The organism is Levilactobacillus parabrevis ATCC 53295 (genome assembly GCF_001434055.1).
GTDB classification, from domain to species: Bacteria; Bacillota; Bacilli; order Lactobacillales; family Lactobacillaceae; genus Levilactobacillus; species Levilactobacillus parabrevis.
The window spans coordinates 61,609-81,509 of the sequence record NZ_AZCZ01000001.1; the positions used below are offsets into that span (position 1 = coordinate 61,609).

Annotated in this window: 14 protein-coding genes; all 14 read right to left on the bottom strand. The window is 51.4% G+C overall.

What is annotated here, in order from left to right:
- Positions 1–15: 15 nt before the first annotated feature.
- On the bottom strand, positions 16–1,125 hold the full coding sequence (gene dinB, locus FD07_RS00295; RefSeq protein ID WP_020088347.1) for a DNA polymerase IV: 1,110 nt from the start codon (positions 1,123–1,125) through the stop codon (positions 16–18).
- A 534-nt stretch (positions 1,126–1,659) separates the two neighbouring features.
- Positions 1,660–2,106, bottom strand: coding sequence for a preprotein translocase subunit YajC (gene yajC, locus FD07_RS00300; RefSeq protein WP_020088348.1), 447 nt, complete (start codon positions 2,104–2,106; stop codon positions 1,660–1,662).
- 146 nt (positions 2,107–2,252) lie between these two features.
- Positions 2,253–3,275 (bottom strand): Holliday junction branch migration DNA helicase RuvB, encoded by a 1,023-nt coding sequence (ruvB, locus tag FD07_RS00305; RefSeq protein ID WP_020088349.1) that lies wholly within the window; start codon positions 3,273–3,275, stop codon positions 2,253–2,255.
- Between the two features lie 196 nt (positions 3,276–3,471).
- Positions 3,472–4,083: a Holliday junction branch migration protein RuvA gene (ruvA, locus tag FD07_RS00310; protein ID WP_020088350.1), complete on the bottom strand. Its 612-nt coding sequence runs from the start codon at positions 4,081–4,083 to the stop codon at positions 3,472–3,474.
- Positions 4,084–4,461: 378 nt separating this feature from the next.
- Positions 4,462–6,513, bottom strand: coding sequence for a DNA mismatch repair endonuclease MutL (mutL, locus tag FD07_RS00315; protein ID WP_020088351.1), 2,052 nt, complete (start codon positions 6,511–6,513; stop codon positions 4,462–4,464).
- A gap of 21 nt (positions 6,514–6,534) precedes the next feature.
- Complete coding sequence (mutS, locus tag FD07_RS00320; RefSeq protein ID WP_027825877.1) at positions 6,535–9,252, bottom strand: DNA mismatch repair protein MutS; 2,718 nt, start codon at positions 9,250–9,252, stop codon at positions 6,535–6,537.
- Between the two features lie 27 nt (positions 9,253–9,279).
- On the bottom strand, positions 9,280–10,077 hold the full coding sequence (locus FD07_RS00325; RefSeq protein WP_020088353.1) for a TIGR00282 family metallophosphoesterase: 798 nt from the start codon (positions 10,075–10,077) through the stop codon (positions 9,280–9,282).
- 443 nt (positions 10,078–10,520) lie between these two features.
- Complete coding sequence (rny, locus tag FD07_RS00330) at positions 10,521–12,080, bottom strand: ribonuclease Y (protein ID WP_020088354.1); 1,560 nt, start codon at positions 12,078–12,080, stop codon at positions 10,521–10,523.
- Between the two features lie 224 nt (positions 12,081–12,304).
- A complete protein-coding gene (gene recA, locus FD07_RS00335) occupies positions 12,305–13,438 on the bottom strand; it encodes a recombinase RecA (RefSeq protein ID WP_020088355.1) in 1,134 nt (377 codons plus the stop codon).
- Between the two features lie 89 nt (positions 13,439–13,527).
- The gene (locus FD07_RS00340; protein WP_020088356.1) at positions 13,528–14,778 is read right to left on the bottom strand and encodes a competence/damage-inducible protein A; all 1,251 of its coding nucleotides are present in this window, start codon (positions 14,776–14,778) and stop codon (positions 13,528–13,530) included.
- 649 nt (positions 14,779–15,427) lie between these two features.
- Positions 15,428–16,015: a CDP-diacylglycerol--glycerol-3-phosphate 3-phosphatidyltransferase gene (pgsA, locus tag FD07_RS00345; protein WP_020088357.1), complete on the bottom strand. Its 588-nt coding sequence runs from the start codon at positions 16,013–16,015 to the stop codon at positions 15,428–15,430.
- 70 nt (positions 16,016–16,085) lie between these two features.
- On the bottom strand, positions 16,086–17,030 hold the full coding sequence (locus FD07_RS00350) for a helix-turn-helix domain-containing protein (RefSeq protein WP_020088358.1): 945 nt from the start codon (positions 17,028–17,030) through the stop codon (positions 16,086–16,088).
- A 112-nt stretch (positions 17,031–17,142) separates the two neighbouring features.
- The gene (yfmH, locus tag FD07_RS00355; RefSeq protein WP_020088359.1) at positions 17,143–18,432 is read right to left on the bottom strand and encodes an EF-P 5-aminopentanol modification-associated protein YfmH; all 1,290 of its coding nucleotides are present in this window, start codon (positions 18,430–18,432) and stop codon (positions 17,143–17,145) included.
- A complete protein-coding gene (yfmF, locus tag FD07_RS00360; protein ID WP_020088360.1) occupies positions 18,422–19,702 on the bottom strand; it encodes an EF-P 5-aminopentanol modification-associated protein YfmF in 1,281 nt (426 codons plus the stop codon). Before yfmF ends, yfmH begins: the two co-directional genes overlap by 11 nt.
- Between the last annotated feature and the right edge of the window lie 199 nt (positions 19,703–19,901).

Genomic DNA, 19,901 nt, shown 5'->3' on the forward strand with positions numbered 1-19,901 from the left:
GGAAGTCTTTCAGCCTTAGCGGTCCGGGTCAAACAAGGGCAGCTTTAGCTCTTCGAATGTTTGCGGTGCCAATCCCGTCAGAGTAATCCCTAGCAGCCGCACCTGCTCATCGTTACCGGCCACACTTTGATAAATTTCTAAGGCCATTTCGTAGTAGGTCGCCGCATCGTTAGTGATGAAGTCCGGCTGAGTCACCCGCTTGGTAATCGTATTGAACTCGCTGTCCCGCAATTTTAGAACCAGTGTCTTCCCGTGACGTTGCTTCTGCTTCACAGTTGCGGCCACCATCTCGGCCAGCCGCTGGAGCTGATTCTCCACTTCACCGGTCGTGGTCAGGGGCGGCCCATATGTCCGTTCCTTACCAATTGACTTGCGCTCACGCTGATATTCGACCGGCCGCTCATCGATACCACGGACCCGTTGATAGAGAATGTAGCCGAACTTGCCAAAGTCGTGAATCAACGCCAGCTGACTACGTTCGTATAAATCCGCCCCATTTAAGATACCCAGCTCATGCATCTTAGGTACGGTCTTCTTCCCGACCCCCCGAAACCGTTCGATCGGTAATGCCATCAGGAAATCGTGAGCGTCCTCGGGGAGAATCACGCAGACCCCCACCGGCTTTCGAAAGTCGGAGGCTTCCTTCGCCAAAAACTTACTGTAGGAAATTCCGGTCGAACAGGTCAGATGCGTCTGATCAAAAATTTCAGCCTGAATCGCATGAGCCACCTGCACCGCGGAATGTAGGTGGTGCTTGTTTTCGGTCACGTCCAAGTAGGCTTCATCGAAGGCCACCGTTTCAATCTTGTCCGTGTACTCGTGAAAGATGGCGTGAATCTGGTCAGAAATTTCGCGGTAACGGGGAAAGTCTGGCGTCTTGAAAATCGCTTTGGGACACAGTTTCAGCGCCTCGTTGGCGTTCATTGCCGAATGCACGCCGGTCTGCCGAGCAATGTAATTGGCGGTAGTCACGACGCCCCGACCACCCGTCTTACGCGGATCTTGGGCCACAATTAGGGGATGGCCCTTGAATTCCGGATGATCGCGCTCCTCAATGGATGCGTAGAAGGCGTCCATGTCGACGTGAATGATTTTACGTTGCGTAAATTTAGCTGCCGGTTGCATCGTGGCCACCTCCCAGTATGGCATAGGCTTTCCTAAATTATAATCGAACACGCGTTTGTCCACAACTAAAATTATCGCTGGGTTAGCAACACAGTGTCGCCTGCGGCTGCCACTGGTTGTTAACCCAGCGTGCTCTAATTTTTTCCAATGACATAATTCAGCAATTTCGACTACAAGTTACCACTTAGTAAAGTTATCATCCAAACCGACAAGCCATGCTTCAAGCAGTAGCTAAACCCAAGCATCCGCCATTCACAGCACTTCATACCAGTAACCAATTTGGGGCTACCCTAATCATTTCTAATACTTTATAAAAAAGATGCGACTGAATTGGCAAAAATTACATTAGTAATAAGTAAAGGGAGGCACTACGTTGAGTGACCAAAATAGAATTTTTCTCTATCATCAAACAAAATCATCAATGTGGCCAGAGGCGAAATAGCATCCATGTTTAGCGGAACAAAAAAGACCGACACAGATTGCGTCAGTCTCCTAACTCACCGTCAAACTCGTTGCCAGTGAGTCACTCTAAACTTATTTAGCTGCGTCGTCCTTGTCAGCACTGTCGTCAGCGGCTGCACTGTCGGCCGTGTCAGCTGAATCATCAGCAGCACTTTCAGCAGGTTTGTCGTCACTAGCTGCTTCACTCGTTGCTGCGGCAACGGGTGCCGTAACAGCAGCTGGAGCTTGCGCCGTAACCGTTGAGATAGCCCGTAAGTCGAAGACCAAGTAGATGCCATCGCAATCCAAAGTAACGGTCTTGTCAGCATCGTTAATTTCATCAATGACACCATGCAGGCGACCGATGGTAACAACGTGGTCACCCTTCTTTAATTCACTCATCATATCCTTGTGCTTCTTTTGTTGCTTTTGTTGTGGCCGCAACATTAAGAAATACATCAAGGCTAAAAAGATCACTAAGATAATGATCGTTGAATACTGGCTAGCGCCGCCAGCTGCAATTACAAAGTTTCCTAACACTTTCGTTCACTCCTTCATATCGTCTCTATTGAACCACTTTACCAGAACCAAGGGATTCCGTCCAATTATTTCTAGAAGTTCTTGGGATGTTCGGTATTATAATGACATTTTTAAAAAGTAATTTGTCGTCTTCCCAAATAATTAGTCTAGTCGTGATCCTGATTGGGCATCGGTAGTCCCAAATGGGCGTAACCGGCAGCCGTCACTACTCGTCCCCGCGCCGTACGTTTCAAATAACCGCGCTGAAGCAGGTAAGGTTCGTACATCGCTGCCACCGTTTCCGTCTCCTCACCAATGTTGGCCGCCAGGGTGTTTAACCCAACTGGCCCACCATCGTAGTAGTCGATCATCGTCGTCAACAGCTTCACATCGGTTGGATCAAGCCCCGCCGAATCAACCCGTAACAACGTCAACGCGTGGTCGACGATTGCCCGGTCGATAGTGGAGTGATCCGGCGACACTTCGGCGAAGTCCCGAATCCGCTTCAACAACCGGTTTGCAATCCGAGGCGTCCCCCGCGACCGCAAGGCAACTTCGTGGGCCCCATCGGTCGCAATCGTCGTGTTGAAGATATCGGCGGAACGTTCCACGATGTCCTGCAGATCACGCGTTTCATAATAGGCCATGTGTTCCACGATGCCGAAACGATCTCGCAACGGTGCCGACAACAAACCGGCCCGGGTGGTCGCCCCAATCAGCGTGAACGGCGGCAATGGGAAATGCACGGGATGGGCGGTTGGCCCCTGCCCAACGACAATGTCGATGTAGAAATCTTCCATTGCCGAGTACAACATTTCCTCAACAATCTTTGGCAACCGGTGAATTTCATCGATGAAGAGAATGTCGCCGGGCTGAAGCTCGTTGAGTAACGCCACTAAGTCTCCAGGCTTCTCGATGGCTGGCCCACTGGTCGTCCGAATGTGGACGGCCATTTCGTTAGCAATTACCATCGCCAACGTCGTCTTCCCCAAGCCAGGTGGTCCGTAGAGGAGAACGTGATCAAGCGATTCTTCACGCTGTTTTGCCGCCTGAATGTACACGCTCAGCTCATGTTTAATGGGATCTTGGCCAATATATTGAGCCAACGTTTGTGGTCGCAGTGATTTTTCAATTGAGTCTTCGCTATCGTCCGCAGGTTCGGGTGATACTAAGCGATCTTCATCAGCCATCGTTCCGCCTCCTTTCGTTTGTTTCAACTAGTTTTTTCGATTGTCGCTTACGGCGGTCAGAAATTCTACCTGCTGTGGGGATCGGTGAAATCCTCGACCTCCTCCAGCTAGGCTATTCGTTAACATTTTTTAAAATACGAAAAAGTCATTCTTTCACCATGAATATAACAATTTTTACACAACAATTCAGTCACGCTTAGTTCGTCAACAACCGTAGTCCCTCACTCAGGTAGTCGTTCGTTGACTTGCCAGCAAATTGCTTTAATTTCGGCGTAATCTTCTTGACAGCCGTCTCGCGATAACCTAAAGCGGTCAAGGCCGCGATGGCGTCGTCCAATTCGGGATTGGTGCCATCGGTCGCGGCAACTTCTGGTGTGAACAAGTCACCATCATCGACGGGTGCCAGATCATCCAGCTTGTTCTGGAGATCCAAGACGATTTGCCCAGCCGTTTTCTTACCAACACCCGGGAACTTCGTCAAGAAGCTAACGTCGTTGGTCCGAATGGCCTGCATCAAGCCTTGATGATCCGGATTGGCCAGAATTGCCAGGGCACTCTTCGGTCCAATTCCATTCACGTTGATCAGCTTCAAGAAAAGCTGCTTTTCCGCAAAATCCTGGAACCCATAGAGCGTCTGAGCACTGTCACTAACCGCTTGATACACGTAAATCGTCACAGCTTGGCCGTCGGTGCTGACTTGGTAGCGGTAGGGATTGGCCGTGTTGACCAGATACCCCACCCCATTTACATCAATAACCACGTGGTCGGGGTAAACCGCCGCAATGGTGCCATGGAGGTATTCATACATGACCAGTCTAATCTCCTTTAAGAAAACATATGTTTGCTTTTTAAATTGTACCATATTCCCATCAAACCTGCAGTGAATTCCACAAATTTAGTAGGACTGGCGAAAAGACGACAAGAGTAGCGAATAACTGAAACATACGCGACGTGAGCGCGCACATCTCCAGCCGTGAGGGCGGTGCAAATAAACTCAGCCGTGGGAATTCCCTTAGTGGTGCTTTTACCACTTAGGGAATTGGTGCCTTTGAAACTCGGTTCTCAGCGGTTCAAAGCAAGCCCGGAGACCGTTCTTTGGCTCCGGGCGATCCGCCCACCGCGCTCCGGTTTATTTGCACCGCCCGGCAAGGCGAAGTTACCCACTATCTAGTCGCAATGTTCACGGTTATTCGCCCCAGTCGTCGCCGCTGTGGTGGGGATCTTGGATACGCTTGAACAGCTTCTCTAAGTCCTGATCCGTAAAGTGCACTAGCACCGGCCGGCCGTGAGGACAATTAAACGGATTCTCTGCCGTCGCCAACTTTTTCAGCAGAGCCCGTGCCTGTTGATCGTCCAAGTGATGATTGGCCTTGATGGCACGTTTACAACTCATCATGATGGCCGTCTTCTCACGGAAGGCCGCCACGGAAATCTTACCATCCTTCAAAACCCAATCGATCATTTCCTTAATCGTATCGGTCTCCTGCCCAGCCTTAAACCAGGTCGGATGCTCGTGAACAATGAAGCTGTTCGGGCCAAAGGATTCCAAGTGGATACCAACACTACTCAGCGTCTCCACGTGGTTGCTCAGTTCCAGAACATCAGTCGTCGGGTAATCCAAAACAATTGGCACCAACAACTTCTGCTCGTCATCGCTAACTTCACCGATGGCTTGGCGGTAGAACTCATAGTTGACCCGTTCCTGAGCGGCGTGTTGGTCGATCAGATACAAGCCATCATCGGCCTCTGCCAACAGATACGTCCCGTGAACCTGCCCCAGGTAACGCAGTTCGGGAAAACGCTGCTGTGGTTGTGCCTGGGTTAGTTGCGTGGCTTCTGGGACTGTCTCAATGGGTTGGCTGGCCATTGCTGGTTGCTCGGCCGCCGATTCAGTTGCTTTACTCATCCCCAGTGGCGCAGCGGGCTGCTCGGTCCGATATTTCTCATCAAATGCCTGCACGGCGGGTAGCTTAAAGTCCCCCCGCGCATGGATCACGACCGGTTCAACCGGAACCTCTTCCGGCGTCTCCAATGGTTGTGGCCCCCGCTTGATGGGCGCGGCTGATGATGCGTCAGTCCCCGCACTAGGTTGACTCGCCACCGATGTTGGTTGCGTCACCGCTGGCCGTGGTTGCGGTGCACTGGAGAACTCATACTTAGTCGAGGCATCATTTAACGCCATCGTCAGTTGATCAGTGGCCGGTTCCGGCGTCTTCTTTTGCTTTGGTAACTCGCTAAAAACATCCGGAATCAGATTTTCCGTGGAGAGCCGCTTGAACACAGTCTCCTGAATCAGCTGGGTCAGCTCCGGTTCCTGACTGATGCGGACTTCCTGCTTGGTTGGATGCACGTTAACGTCAACTAGCAGCGGGTCCATCTTGATATCAAGCACAGCCAGTGGATACCGGCCGACCATCAGCTTTGACCCATAACCAGCAATCAGCGCTTTACTCAGCTGAAAATTGTGAATGTATCGCCCGTTGAGCAGTAGTGAAATATATTGCCGACTTGCCCGTGTCAATTCTGGTAGGCTCACGTAGCCGGTCACCTTGAAGTCCGGGTTGGCCCCGTTAATGGCGACCATCTTCCGGGCACTCTGCACGCCATAGATCCCAGCAATCACCTGCTGCAGGTCGCCCCGCCCGGTCGTCCGCGTCAGTTCACGCCCGTTGTGTACCAGTGAAAAGGCCACATCGGGATAGCTCAGAGCCAGTCGGTTCACGATATCCGTGATACGCGCCAACTCGGTCGCCGGTGACTTCAGGTATTTCAAGCGTGCCGGGACGTTGCCAAAGAGGTCCTTGACCGTTACCGAGGTACCCTTTCGCGCGGCTGCAGCGGTGTGCTCCTTGATGACGCCACCCACGTTATGGATCAACGTGCCGACACCCCCAGTTGAAGTCGTCAGGGTCACATCGGCCACGGAAGCGATACTGGGCAGCGCTTCACCACGGAACCCGAGCGACTTGATGCGAAAGAGGTCCTTGCGATCCGTGATCTTACTGGTAGCGTGCCGCTTGAAGGCCATTTCGGCGTCTTCGTCAGCGATCCCGTCACCATCATCGACCACGACGATTCGTTTCAAGCCGGCTTCTTCCACCGTGATGTCGATCTGCTTGCTGTGCGCATCAACGGCATTTTCCACCAATTCTTTGACGACGGATGCGGGCCGTTCAACCACTTCACCCGCTGCGATTTGGTCGGCCAGTACCGACGCTAACTCATGAATTTTAGGCATGTACGACCCTTCCTCTCAGACTTACTTAGATAATTTTTGTTGCCACTTGTAGACCTGACTCATCACGTCCATCGGCGTCATCCCCATCAGGTTCAGGTGACTCAGTTGTTCGATAACCTTAGCTTGGGCCGGATTCATTTCCGGTTCATCGCTAAATAGCGACAATTGTTGATCCGTAGCCGCCGTTGCGGGTGTTCCTTCAGCGGGAGCGACCGGCTCATCTGACGTCGGCGTTGCTTCCGCGGACACCTCAGTCGGTGTGTCGACTGACGGACTAGTCGTCGCGGACTCAGTTGGTGTGCTAGTCTTTTCCGTCTCTGAGGTTTGCTCACTAGGCACCGCCACGACTGGTTTTTCAGCGGCTTCCTCTTCCAAATCAGTCAGGATTACTTCTGCCCGTTGCAATAACGGTGTTGGCATCCCCGCCAATTTAGCAACGTGAATCCCGTAGGACTTGTCGGCAGGACCCGGCTGCATTTGGTGCAAGAAGACCAAGTCCCCGTCACGTTCAACGGCGCCCACGTGGACGTTGCGCAACTGCTTTAAGGAGTCTTCCAGTGCGGTCAGTTCGTGGTAGTGGGTCGAGAACAGGGTTTTGGCATGCACCTTGTCGTGGACGAATTCAATGATTGCTTGCGCTAAGGCCATTCCATCGTAGGTCGCGGTCCCTCGACCAATTTCGTCGAATAGAATCAGACTGTTGGCAGTGGCGTGGCTCAACGCACGGTTAGCTTCCTGCATTTCGACCATGAAGGTACTTTGGCCGGAAATCAGGTCATCGGCCGCCCCAATGCGCGTGAAGATCTGGTCAAAGACGGGCATCTGCGCGGCTTCAGCCGGCACGAAACACCCCATCTGTGCCATGATCACGGTCAGCGCCAGTTGACGCATGTAGGTACTCTTCCCGGACATGTTGGGCCCAGTGATCAGGAGAACGTTGGTCTGATCATCCATGGAAACATCGTTTGGCACGTAGGATTGTCGGCCCAATACCTTTTCCACGACCGGATGCCGGCCCTGAGTGATTTCCAAATCATGACCCGCGATCAACGTAGGTTTCACAAAGTGGTAGTCTTCACTGACCACGGCAAAGCTCTGAAGAACGTCCAGGCTGGCAATAGTCGCTGCCAGCTTCTGTAGCCGCGTAATGGCCTTCTTGACCTGTTCACGCAGGTCAACGAACAATTTGTATTCGAGCGCCGTGGACTTCTCCTCGGCTTCCAAAATCAAGTGTTCCTTTTCCTTCAGTTCTGGTGTGGAGAACCGTTCGGCATTGGCTAGTGTCTGCTTACGTTCGTACCGGTCAGCGGGCAACTTATCGAGGTTGACCTTGGTCACTTCGATGTAGTAGCCAAAGACGTGATTGTACCCGATCTTTAAGTTATTGATCCCGGTCACTTCACGCTCGTGAGCCTCCATTTCGGCCAGCCACTGCTTACCATTACGCATGGCGTCACGGTACTCATCGAGTTGGTCACTGTAGCCGTCACGAATCACACCACCGTCCGTCACGGACAACGGCGGCTCGGGCGTGATGGCATCCCGAATGGCCTCGGCCACGTCCTCTACCGGATCGAGCCCGTTGAGCATGGGTTCAAAGACTTTTTCGCCCAAATCGCCAATCGTATGGGCGATCTGGGGAACCTGTTCGAGCGAGGTCTGTAACTGAATCAGGTCACGCCCATTGACGCTCCCAAAGGCAACCCGGCCAGCAAGACGTTCCAAGTCATAGACCTTGACCAATTCGGCTTGCAGGTTACTGCGTTCGAAATAGTGATCGAGTAAGACGCCGACTTTTTCCTGACGATCTTCGATTTGACCGCGATCAATCAATGGCCGATCCAGCCACTGCTTCAGCAGGCGCCCACCCATGGCCGTCTTGGTTTCATCAAGCAGCCAGAGTAAGGTCCCCGACTTCTTCTTGGTCCGTAAATTCTGGGTGATTTCTAGGTTTGACTGTGAGGAATGATCCATCTTCAGAAAGGCCGCCGGTTGGTAAGCCACAGCCCGCTGTAAATGCGCTAGGCTGCGTTTCTGCGTAACCGTCACGTAAGTCACTAAGACACCAATGACCTGCTTCAAAAGGTCACTGGTCAGGTCCTGTTCCACGTAACTCAGTTCAGAACTGCTCTGGATGTCGTTCTGTGACGAAATCATCAGGCCTAACTGCTTACACCGGTCCTGCACCGTTTGGCTGACCGTGGTATCAATAACGACTTCCTTTGTCTGTAGACTCATCAGTTCATTGATAACGGTATCGACCGTGTTCAGTTCGGCTGCCTTCAATTCACCGGTCGACAGGTCGGTATACGCCAGCCCATAGTGCGTGGCATCGATCATGGTGAGTGCCGTTAAGTAGTTGTTACGTTTGGCCCCCGCTGCACCAGTATCCGTCTGAGTCCCAGGCGTAACCAGTTGAATAACCTCGCGCTTAACCATCCCTTTAGCCAGTTTAGGATCTTCCATCTGCTCACAAATGGCGACCTTGTAGCCTTGATCGACTAGGATGTCGATGTAGCTCTGCACGGCCTTGTGCGGTACCCCACACATGGGAATAGGATTTTTAGCACTGTGACTCCGTGTGGTCAGGGTCAACTCAAGCAGTTGAGACCCTTTTACGGCGTCCTCGTTAAACATTTCATAGAAGTCCCCGAGTCGGTAAAACAGGAAGGCATCGGGATACTGGTCCTTAATTTTTTGATATTGCTCCATCATGGGCGTCGTTTTCGTCATGGAAATTGGTTCATCCTTTCACTTCACTAAAACTTAGCTTTGGTACGGGTGTTGCGGACTGATTAAAATCGGTCGAATCCGTGAGGCGTGACCGGTCTTGTCGTTTAAATCAATGACACAGCCGGATAAGAGTCCCGCACCCTTTTCTTGAACGGTGTAGCGGGTTGGCCGCTGGTTTTCGAAACGTTCGATCACGCTGTCAGCCTGCATCCCCAGGACGCTATCGGCCGGACCAGTCATGCCGACTTCCGTTAAGAAAGCCGTCCCGTGCTTCAACACTTGAGCATCACTAGTCTGAACGTGGGTGTGCGTACCGACCACCGCAGACAATTGTCCGTCATAACGCATAGCAAAGGCGCGCTTCTCACTGGTCGTCTCAGCGTGGAAATCGACGAAGACAAAGTCAGTATCCAATTCGGGTAAGAGATGTTTCATCGTCGCAAAGGGATCATCCATGGGGTTCATGAAGACCCGGCCCTGCATGTTCACCACTGCCAGCACTTGTTGGTTAACCTTAACCTTGGTCCACCCTTGGCCCGGCGTGTTGTCACCAGGAAAGTTAGCGGGCCGAACCAGGCGATTGGCACCGCCAATAAAATCATAGAGTTCGGCGTTATCCCAAGTATGGTTCCCCATGGTGACCACGTCGGCCCCGTCCTTTAACAGTTGCTTGTAGATACTTTGACTGATCCCACGCCCAACTGGGGTTGAATTTTCCCCGTTGACGATGGTGACTTGGGGCTTCAAGTCCCGTTTTAATTGCGGCAGGTACTCGTGAATCATGTCCACACCGATATTTCCAACAACGTCACCAACAAAAAGAATACGCATCTTCGTTCCCCTATCTGTGACCCCACGTGGGCCCTCATTGACCGGTCTGCCCGATCATTTTTATTATTTAACCAAACATCTAAAAGCGCGACTGCGGCGGCCAGAAATTCCACCTGCTGTGGGGAAGAGTGGTCTTGCACCTCGACTTGAAACCGCAAGAAACACGCGTTTTCAAGCTCATCCCATGGCCTAGGCTGTCAAAAAACGTCAGCCAACGCCATCGTCACGGCCGGTTACATTTCTGACCGCTTCCGCCTTAAAATAGTTATTAACCGTATTTTATCAATCCATAGTTACCGCAATGGTTTGATGACTATCGCTCATATTGAATGATCTGGATCTGTTCAACATAACTCTGTCAATTGCATACGGTCTATTTTACCATGGATTAACCGCTAATGACGTAAAAAAGCTAGGACCATAATTGGCCTAGCTTCTCTGACTTATTTCGCATATTCAACTGACCGGACTTCCCGAATGACGGAAACTTTGACGTGACCTGGATAATCCAAGTCGCCCTCAATCTGCTTCTTAATGTCTCGTGCCAAGACAACGGCATCCGTATCGGAAATCTTCTCTGGCCGTACGATGACTCTCACTTCACGTCCCGCTTGGATGGCGAAACTGTGGTCGACCCCATCAAAGGCATCGGCAATCGTTTCTAACTTGTCTAAACGGTGAATGTAGCTTTCAAGAGAATCAGAGCGTGCGCCTGGGCGGGTTGCCGAAATGACATCGGCGGTCCCAACCAGTTCCGCAATCACAGACTGCGAAGCCGTTTCATCCGCTTGAGCGGCGATGGCGTTTACTACGACGGGACTCTCACGATATTTCTTCGCGAGATCGACCCCAGTCGTAATGTAAGAGCTGTCGTCTTCATGTTCAGCGGCGCGGCCAATATCATGTAATAATCCTGCACGTTTTGCTAACGTAACATCCTCACCGAGTTCAGCGGCTAAGACCCCAGTGATCTTGGCAACCTCAATTGAATGGGCTAAAGCGTTCTGCCCATGAGAAATTCGGAAATTCAAGCGACCGACCAACTTGACCAATTCGGGATGCATTGAGTGAATCCCAAGGTCAAAGGTCGTTTGCTCGCCAAGCTCCCGGACGTGTTCGTCCAGTTCTTTCTTGGCTTTAGCCACCATTTCCTCAATCCGTGCCGGATGAATCCGACCGTCTTGAATCAACTTCTCTAAGGCAATCTTCGCAACTTCTCGCCGTAATGGGTCGAAGCCACTTAAGACGACAGCTTCCGGCGTATCATCGATAATCAAATCAATACCGGTCAACGTTTCCAGCGTCCGAATATTCCGACCTTCACGACCGATGATTCGGCCCTTCATGTCATCATTAGGCAACGTCACCACAGAAATTGTGGTTTCGGTAACCATGTCGGCAGCGCTGCGTTGAATCGCTGACACAATCAGGTCCTTGGCGTTGGCCTCGGCCGTCTTGCGAGCTGACTCTTCGCTTTCCTTGATCATTTTTGCGCGTTCGCCTGCCAGAGCCGTCTTGGCCTCTGAAATAATCAGGTCCCGTGCATCGTCCTGGGATAAGGCGGCAACAGCTTCCACTGCTTCCTGCCGTTTTTCAATCAGTGAGTCTGCTTGTTGTTGCTTCTTGGCTAAATTCTGTTCTTCACCACTAAGCTTTTTGTCTCGGCGGTTCAACGAATTCTCGCGTTTTTCCAGAGAGTTGTCTTTCCGGTCTAACGTTTCTTCTCGTTGAATCAAACGGTCTTCTTGCTTCTGAACTTCGGCACGACGTTCTTTCAGCTCTTGTTCGACTTCCGCGCGATACTTGTGACTGTCCTCTTTGGCCTCTAAAAGCGCCTCTTTAGTAGCAGTCTCAGCTTGTTTTTTGGCTTCGGCAAGGACACCTTGTGCAGTGAACTTGGCAGCATCTAGCTTACGTTCGTAGACAGATTTACGATAATAATACCCGCCCACGACACCAACAACGATAGCGATGATTGCGAGGATTATAATTGGAACACTCATGATTCCACCTCCGCATCATCAAAAATGACTAATTTAAAAATCAGACTTTTCAAGATGTTGATATGATAACTGACGCAACTTCAATTTTAATGGTTGCCATCAACGCTGTCAACTAAACTCCTCGGAAAGTGCTACCAATTTCGCCATTCATGCGTTGCCGGTGCTCCCCGCTACGCCATCAAGGTATGAAAAAGGTTCGGAACCTGAATCCCGAACCTTACGCCCTACTTGCCTTGTGGCTTGTTGGGAATCAATTCACTTTGTTGCGTTGCTGGCTTCTTGCCATCCTTCTTGGACTTTGACGCGTCCTTGGTGGCATCGGCCTTTGTGGCGTCATCCTTCTTGGGAGCTGACGCCTCGTCACCATCGACGTTGACTCCATACGCTGTTCGAACCCGCGTATTAACTTCAGCCATCATGTCAGGGTGATCAGCCAGATACTTCTTGGCATTTTCACGCCCTTGACCAATCCGGTCTTCACCGTAGGAGTACCAAGACCCACTCTTATCAACGATGTCTTTTTCAACCGCCATGTCTAAGAGTTCACCGGTCTGGGAAATCCCTTGACCATACATGATGTCGACTTCAGCCCGCTTGAATGGTGAAGCCACCTTGTTCTTAACGACTTTGATCCGTGTCCGGTTCCCGATAACATCGGTCCCGTCCTTGATCTGTTCCGCCCGGCGAACTTCCAACCGAACCGTTGCGTAGAACTTCAGTGCCCGACCACCAGGCGTGGTTTCAGGGTTACCAAACATAACCCCAACTTTTTCCCGAATTTGGTTAATAAACAGGGCAATCGTCTTTGTTTTGTTGATTGAACCAGAGAGCTTCCGTAAGGCTTGGGACATCATCCGCGCTTGTAACCCCACGTGGGCGTCTCCCATTTCACCTTCGATTTCAGCTCGAGGAACCAATGCGGCCACGGAATCCACGACCACAATGTCAACGGCACCACTAGAAATCAGAGCATCCGCAATTTCTAGCCCTTGTTCACCAGTATCTGGTTGTGACAGCAAGAGACTGTCGATGTCGACACCCAATGCCGTTGCGTAGGCTGGATCCAAGGCGTTTTCAGCATCAATATAAGCTGCTGTCCCGCCCCGCTTCTGAACTTCAGCGACCGCGTGCAAAGCTACCGTGGTCTTCCCTGAAGATTCTGGTCCGTAGATTTCTACGATTCGTCCACGAGGATAGCCACCGACTCCTAAAGCCACATCAAGGGCTAACGAGCCAGAAGGCACAGTCTCCACCTGCATATTGGTGTTGTCACCTAACCGCATAATGGAGCCCTTACCAAAGTCTTTTTCAATTTTCTTCAGCGCTTTGTCCAGCGCCGCTTGTCGTTCGTCAGCCATCAAAATCCTCCTTAGGTGCGTTACATTTCAAGTAATACTATACCGATATGTTCGTCAAAAAGCAAGTAAAAAGAGAACAATTGTTCCCATTATTTTGGACCCCGTAGAACCCGTCGTAACCAATCCAGCGCTTGCATCACAGCTCGCTCCCGAACCTTCGCGCGATTACCGGTCAGATGCACCAGCTTGGCTTGTGGGGCTTGGTTGCGTTGCGCCAACCCTAACCACACCGTCCCGGCGGGCTGACCTTCAAGAGCATCCGGACCCGCGACGCCGGTAAAACTAAGCGCAAAGTCCGTATTCAACTTCTCACGAGAGCGTTCCGCCATCTCCTGGGCCGTATGTTCACTAACCACACCGTCTGTATCGATAACCTGCTGCGGAATGCCTAGCAAGTCACGTTTGGCATCATTGGCGTAAGTTACAAAACCGCCTGGAAAGACGGCCGAGACCCCGGGGACATCCCCCAAGGTGCTCTGAAACTTACCAGCGGTCAAGCTTTCCGCCGCCGTAATCGTCAGGTGCCAATCAATCAAGGTGTTCACCACGACCTGTGCCAGACTATTATCATCGCCATAACCGTAAAGGAAGTCCCCCACGCGATTCTGAATCGTCGCCGTCATGTCATCCAATAACTGATTACCAGCCGCCGTAGACGATGCTGCGGCCGTCAAACGCAACGTGACCTCATTGACCTTAGCGTACGGCGCAATCGTTGGATTAGTCTGTTCGTCGATCAAATCGGCCAATTGCGTCACCAACTCGGCTTCACCGATACCGAAGAACCGCAGGACGCGTGACACTAAGAATTCTTGGCGCCGATAAGCCTGTTTCAGCCGCGGTAACGCCTCATTTTCAAACATGGGTTCCAATTCGCTGGGTGGTCCGGGTAGCAGCATCAGGTCTGCCCCATGAGGATCGCGGTAGAAGGACCCTACAGCCATCCCCGTGCTGTTCTTGAGTAGTGTGCTGCCAGCTAAGTAAAGTGCCTGCAAGCGATTATTAGGGGTCAATTTCTGTCCAGTCGTCGCAAAGTGCCGTTGAATCTTGGCCATGGCTGGTGCGTCTTCAACTAACTTAACCCCTAATAGTTGAGCCACCGTCTGTTTCGTCAAATCATCTTTGGTCGGTCCGAGGCCCCCACTGATGACCACCAGATCACTACGCGACCGTGCCTGATTGACCACCGTCGTTAGCCGATCGGCGTTGTCCCCAACGAGAGAATGATAATAGACCTCAATCCCGGCATCCGCCAATCCCTGCGCAATGTAGGCCGAGTTCGTATCCACGACTTGCCCCAGCAAGATTTCTGTCCCGACCGCAATAATTTCCGCTTGCATGTTACCCCTCCTGCAGGTTACTTAACTTAACTCCGTAAAAAATCCGAAATTACACGTCAAACACCCAAAGTTTTTAAAAAAAGTTTTTCTTTCTCATTTAGTCAAACCCACTTCAACTAGCCAAACGGCCTATCGGGCAAGACTTTGACCACCAGTCGCGTGATAAAACCGCGTGCCGGGTCTCTCATTTAATTTTTCAATTACAGTTTCAAGCATAACACCGGCGGCCAAAAATCACCGTCAATTACATTCAAAATATGGCACTTTTTTGAAAGGCGTTCCAAATTCCATGTAGGAAGAACCACTCTCAAAATTGACGTTAAAGCCAAGATAACCCCCGCCAAACAAATCGACGGAGGTTACCAGATTTTAAATACAATGATTAATAGACTGCTTTACATATATCCTCATAACCGCACATAGCCAGCACACAGAATAATGACGACATCCATGTCAGCCGTGAAGGCGGCGAAAATAGGCTCAGCTGTGGGAATTATCTTAGCGCATTTCGCTTAGATAATTGGTGGTCTTGAGACGCAATCTTCAGCGGCTTAAGACCAAGTTCCGAGACCGCTCTATGGCTCGAAACGTCCGCCCACAGCGCCCCGGTCTATTTTCACCGCCCGGTAGGCGTAATGAATGGCGCTTTTTATTCTGCGGAAGAGTCGGCGAAGACTTGCCGGTTTTGCACGAAGTAGTCAATCCCAGAGTAAATCGTGAAGAACAGGCAAATGTAGAAGAAGATCAACGCCATTGGAATGTGAATCGTCGCGAAACCAATGTTGTTCAGCAACAGGAGAATGATCCCAACCATCTGTGTAGTGGTCTTGATCTTTCCTGGCCAAGCAGCGGCCAACACGCGGCCACCCGTTTCCACAACGATCAGGCGTAAGCCCGTCACAGCTAATTCCCGGCAGACAATGATTGCGGCACCCCAAGCAGGAATGGCGCCCATGTCGACCAGCAAGATGAAGGCGGTCATGACAATCATCTTGTCCGCCAAAGGATCGGCGAATTTCCCGAAGTTAGTGACCAAGTGCTGCCGCCGGGCAATCTGACCATCCAGGAAGTCGGTGATTGAGGCCACGGCAAAGACGATGGCTCCCCAGACTTGGGTAACCGGAATCGAGGTTCCGAGCCACACAACATTTCCCCAGTCGAGCGGGAGAACCAGTAACAACAGAAATACGGGAATCAAAATGATCCGCACAATGGTTAAGCGATTTGGTACGTTCACGAACTTTTCCTCCTTAAACATCTCTCACGAAAAAAGCGAGGCGGTCGCCACGGACCGACCCGCTTCTCCATTACTTGAATTCCAAAGTAACCGTCTGAACCTGACTCGTCGTTGTTGCGCTCGTGCTGGATCTCGTCGTAGTCGTTGTTGTATCAGAGGTTGAACTGCTAGTAGCTGAACTGGTTGCGGTAGCTGACGTAAAGTCAAACGTCTTGCCATCAACCTTAACCTTCGTTGCGGGAGCATTCCCAAACTTAAAGGTTACACTCGTTGCAGAACTTGGGATGTTCATCGTGTGAGACGTAGCTGAAGACAAGGTACCTTGCCAAGTCGTTGCGCCACCAACACTAACGGCAACCCATGCGCTGCTAGAAGCAGACAGGGCAACTTTTGGCTTGGATGAAGCGTTCTTCATTTCCCAAGTTGAACCGGAAGTTGTCGTGCTCAGTTGCTTGAAGCTAGGCGTCTTAGCCTTCTTTGAAGAAGACTTAGACGACGTACTGCTAGACTTCGAACTGCTGCTAGAAGACTTGTTAGAACTGCCGGAGACGCTGACAGAACTACTATCGACGTTATCCTTCTTGGTGTTGCTCCCATTATGGGAAGCAGCGACCCAGATGCCGACCAACACGACAAGCACGACGATAACGATCCCAATCACTGGAATTGTCCGCCGTAACTTGACGTAACGGTCATCGACCTTCCGTTGTTGCGAACGGGTCTCCGGATTGTTTTCGTTGACCTTGTCCACGTACTCCTGCGTTTGCGTGCTAGGCAACGCACTGTCAAATTGCTTTAAGAGTTCTGCGCCGTCCAAGTCGACCATATCCGCGTATTGCTTGATGAATGCCCGCACGTAAAAGTCGCCGGGAAGTTCATCGAAGTTTTGGTCCTCAATCGCAATGAGGTACCGCTTTTGGATTTTAGTCGTCTGTTGCAGGTCATCCAACGTGAAGCCCTTAGCAATCCGGGCGTCGCGCAGGGTTTTCCCCAATGTTATTTTGTTTTCACTCATTTTTAATTCTCCACCTGTTCAAAATTTCTCTACTAGCAGTATAGCATAGGCACCCTGTCATTTTCAGCGACAGGCCCCAGAATTCACGATTTAACTGTTTCTTAAACTCCGGTTAGGGTAAAATCGTATAAACCGTTGCCTGGCTCTGGTCCAAGAAGGCCTTAGCCGCCGTCAATAGCTCGTCAAAGGTCAACTGTTCCAAGATAGCCAGTTCGTCAAAGATGGTGGTACCATCAAAAAGTGGTCCATCATACTGGTTGGCGATGCCTTCCACGGAGTTAATCGCCCCCACAATCCGGCCAATAGCCTCACGCTTGACCAAATCAAATTGTGGCTTGGCAGCAATGAGTTGTGCGGGCGCATTCTTGAGAATGGCCGTCAGTTCACTGGCAAACTGCTCTGGTTGGTCGGTGTCCCCTGCCAACTGGGCAAAGTGCGCCCCCCGCTGAACCTGAAAGTCATAACCAAAGCTATCATCGATCACGTTGGCATCGTACAGTCGCAGATAATTATCCCCGGTATCATTAAATAGCAGGTCAAACATCAGTGAAACGGCCACACTATAGGTTAAACCAGCCCGACCGGCGGGCACCTCATCGAAGCCACGTAGGCCAATGTTGACCTTGGGCCGCGTCAACGTCAAATGCCGCGTTGTTGCTGGCACAATATCCGCTGGCTTTGCCTGTGGCGACGGAATCCGCGTAATCGGTTCGTTAGGCGCAAAGGTCTTCGCGTCCTGGTTAGCCGTGATCCACGCCAATGTTTCCTCGGGGTCCAACTGACCCACGACGATCAGATTCATGTTGCTCGGGTGATAGAAAGTATTGTAGGCCGCGTATAAGTCATCAGCCGTAATCTTATCGATAGAGTCGACCGTCCCCGCAATGTCAATGTGCAACGGTTCCTTAGGGTAAAGGTGGCCAATCATGCCAAAGTAACTCTGCCAACCGGGATCGTCATCGTACATTTGAATTTCCTGGCCAATGATGCCCTTTTCCTTGTTGACCGTGGCCGCCGTAAAGTATGGGTCCTGCACAAAGTCGAGCAGAATCTCCAAGTTTTCTTTGAGGTGACTGGTCGTGGCAAAGAGGTAGCTGGTCTGCGTGAAGCCGGTAAAGGCGTTCGCACTGGCTCCATACTTGCCGAATAAGTCAAATGCATCGTGGTCCTTTTTTTCAAAGAGTTTGTGTTCCAAGAAATGGGCAATCCCATCGGGGAAACGGACGGGTTCCGTCTGTCCCCGTGGCACAAACTCATTGTCCATAGCCCCGTAATCGGTCGTCATGATGGCAAACGTCTTGTGGAAACCCGCCTTGGGTACCATCAAGACCTTCAGTCCGTTCGTTAAAGTAGTTTGGTAAACCGTTTCGCCTAACCGGTCATATGTCTTCTTACTTAGCACCCTGCACACCTCCATGTAAACAATACGTTGCCTGTAAGGTTACCTGCTGGGCCACCCGCGTGACATCAGCCACGGTGATGGCGTCCAACTTCTTTTGCCAGTCTGCCAGGGGCTCATGTAAATGCGTCAGTTGTGTGTTCAACAGCCCGGTCAACCGGCGTTGCGGGCTATCCAGTGCCGCTAAGCGTGCGTTTAAAAGACTAGCTTTCACCTCAGCCAACAGATCTTCGGAAAGATTCCCCTGTTGGACTGCCATGAGCTGTTCAGCGATAATTGCCTCAACCCGCTGCTGGTTCTCCGCCTGAATCCCGGTCTGCACACTGAGCGTCCCGGTAAACGGATTGTACCCACTGCTGGCGTAATAGGCCAGACTGGCCTTCTCACGCACGTTAGTGAACAGCAGGGAAAGTGGCGTGCCCCCGAAGGCCGCATTAAAGACAACGGCCGCCATAAAGTCAGCATCGTCACGATAAATTGGTAGGTGGTAAGCCAAGTTTAACTTCGCTTGAACCACAGGCGCTTCGTCATCCCCGTTCTGAACGTGATCGCGCAACGACCAGCGATAGTAAGGCGTTGCGTCCGTAATAGTGCGATCAGCCAACGGCCAATCTGCCATCGCAGCCTGAGCACGGTCTTCATCGACATCGCCGACAACTGCCACGTGGACAGCGTCATTGGCCAACATGTCATGATAAGTGCTGAGCACGTCCGTTGCGGAGAGATCGTTCAACACGTGAACATCCCCCAGCGCGCTCATGGCCTGCGTCGGCTGACCGGTAAACAACAGCTCTTGGAGCCGCCGATTAGCCAAATATTGTTTGTCATCATCTAGTGATTTAATTGCCGTTAATAGATTTTGCCGTTGTTGGGTAAAGGTCATGGGATCAAAGGTCCCGTTAGGCAGTAGGGGCGCGAACAACACTTCTTTTAACAAAGCCATCCCTTGCTCGAACAGCGGTTGTTGGTCGTTAAAGTTATCCAAATATTGTTCGTCGACGAGCGAGCATGTTAAGCGAATCACATGCTTCGTTCCTAACTTAATGACGCTGATACCGAAGCTGGCCCCATAGAGCCGAGAGAGCTCCCGAGCAAGCGCCGTCTGCGTGGGATAAGCCGCCGTACTGGTCTCTAATACCTGAGCCAACAGTGCGCGGGCCGTGATGGCCGTGGCTTGAAGCGGCGCCACGAAGTCCACCTTGATCCCAATAGTTTTAAATTGTTTTGTGGGTAACAAGTCCAAGGTTACCCCATCTTTTATGCGAAAATGCACGCGCTATTGCCTCCTCTAGCAAAATACTAATCGGTGTTTAATTCTAAAGGAACCGCGGCCTAAATACAAGCGACGACTGCAACGAATTCCTAGGTTGGATAAAAGCTGTCGCCTGTGGCTGCCAGAGATTCTGTCGCTGTGGAGACCGCCTGCAGCCAAAGTACGGGTTTCCGGCTCGGTTTGAAACCTCGTCTAGAAT

Excerpts from the sequence above, each read along its gene's own strand:
- dinB (WP_020088347.1), bottom strand. The coding sequence starts at position 1,125 with ATGCAACCGGCAGCTAAATTTACGCAACGTAAAATCATTCACGTCGAC.
- ruvB (WP_020088349.1), bottom strand. The coding sequence starts at position 3,275 with ATGGCTGATGAAGATCGCTTAGTATCACCCGAACCTGCGGACGATAGC.
- ruvA (WP_020088350.1), bottom strand. The coding sequence starts at position 4,083 with ATGTATGAATACCTCCATGGCACCATTGCGGCGGTTTACCCCGACCAC.
- mutL (WP_020088351.1), bottom strand. The coding sequence starts at position 6,513 with ATGCCTAAAATTCATGAGTTAGCGTCGGTACTGGCCGACCAAATCGCA.
- FD07_RS00325 (WP_020088353.1), bottom strand. The coding sequence starts at position 10,077 with ATGCGTATTCTTTTTGTTGGTGACGTTGTTGGAAATATCGGTGTGGAC.
- rny (WP_020088354.1), bottom strand. The coding sequence starts at position 12,080 with ATGAGTGTTCCAATTATAATCCTCGCAATCATCGCTATCGTTGTTGGT.
- recA (WP_020088355.1), bottom strand. The coding sequence starts at position 13,438 with ATGGCTGACGAACGACAAGCGGCGCTGGACAAAGCGCTGAAGAAAATT.
- FD07_RS00340 (WP_020088356.1), bottom strand. The coding sequence starts at position 14,778 with ATGCAAGCGGAAATTATTGCGGTCGGGACAGAAATCTTGCTGGGGCAA.
- FD07_RS00350 (WP_020088358.1), bottom strand. The coding sequence starts at position 17,030 with ATGAGTGAAAACAAAATAACATTGGGGAAAACCCTGCGCGACGCCCGG.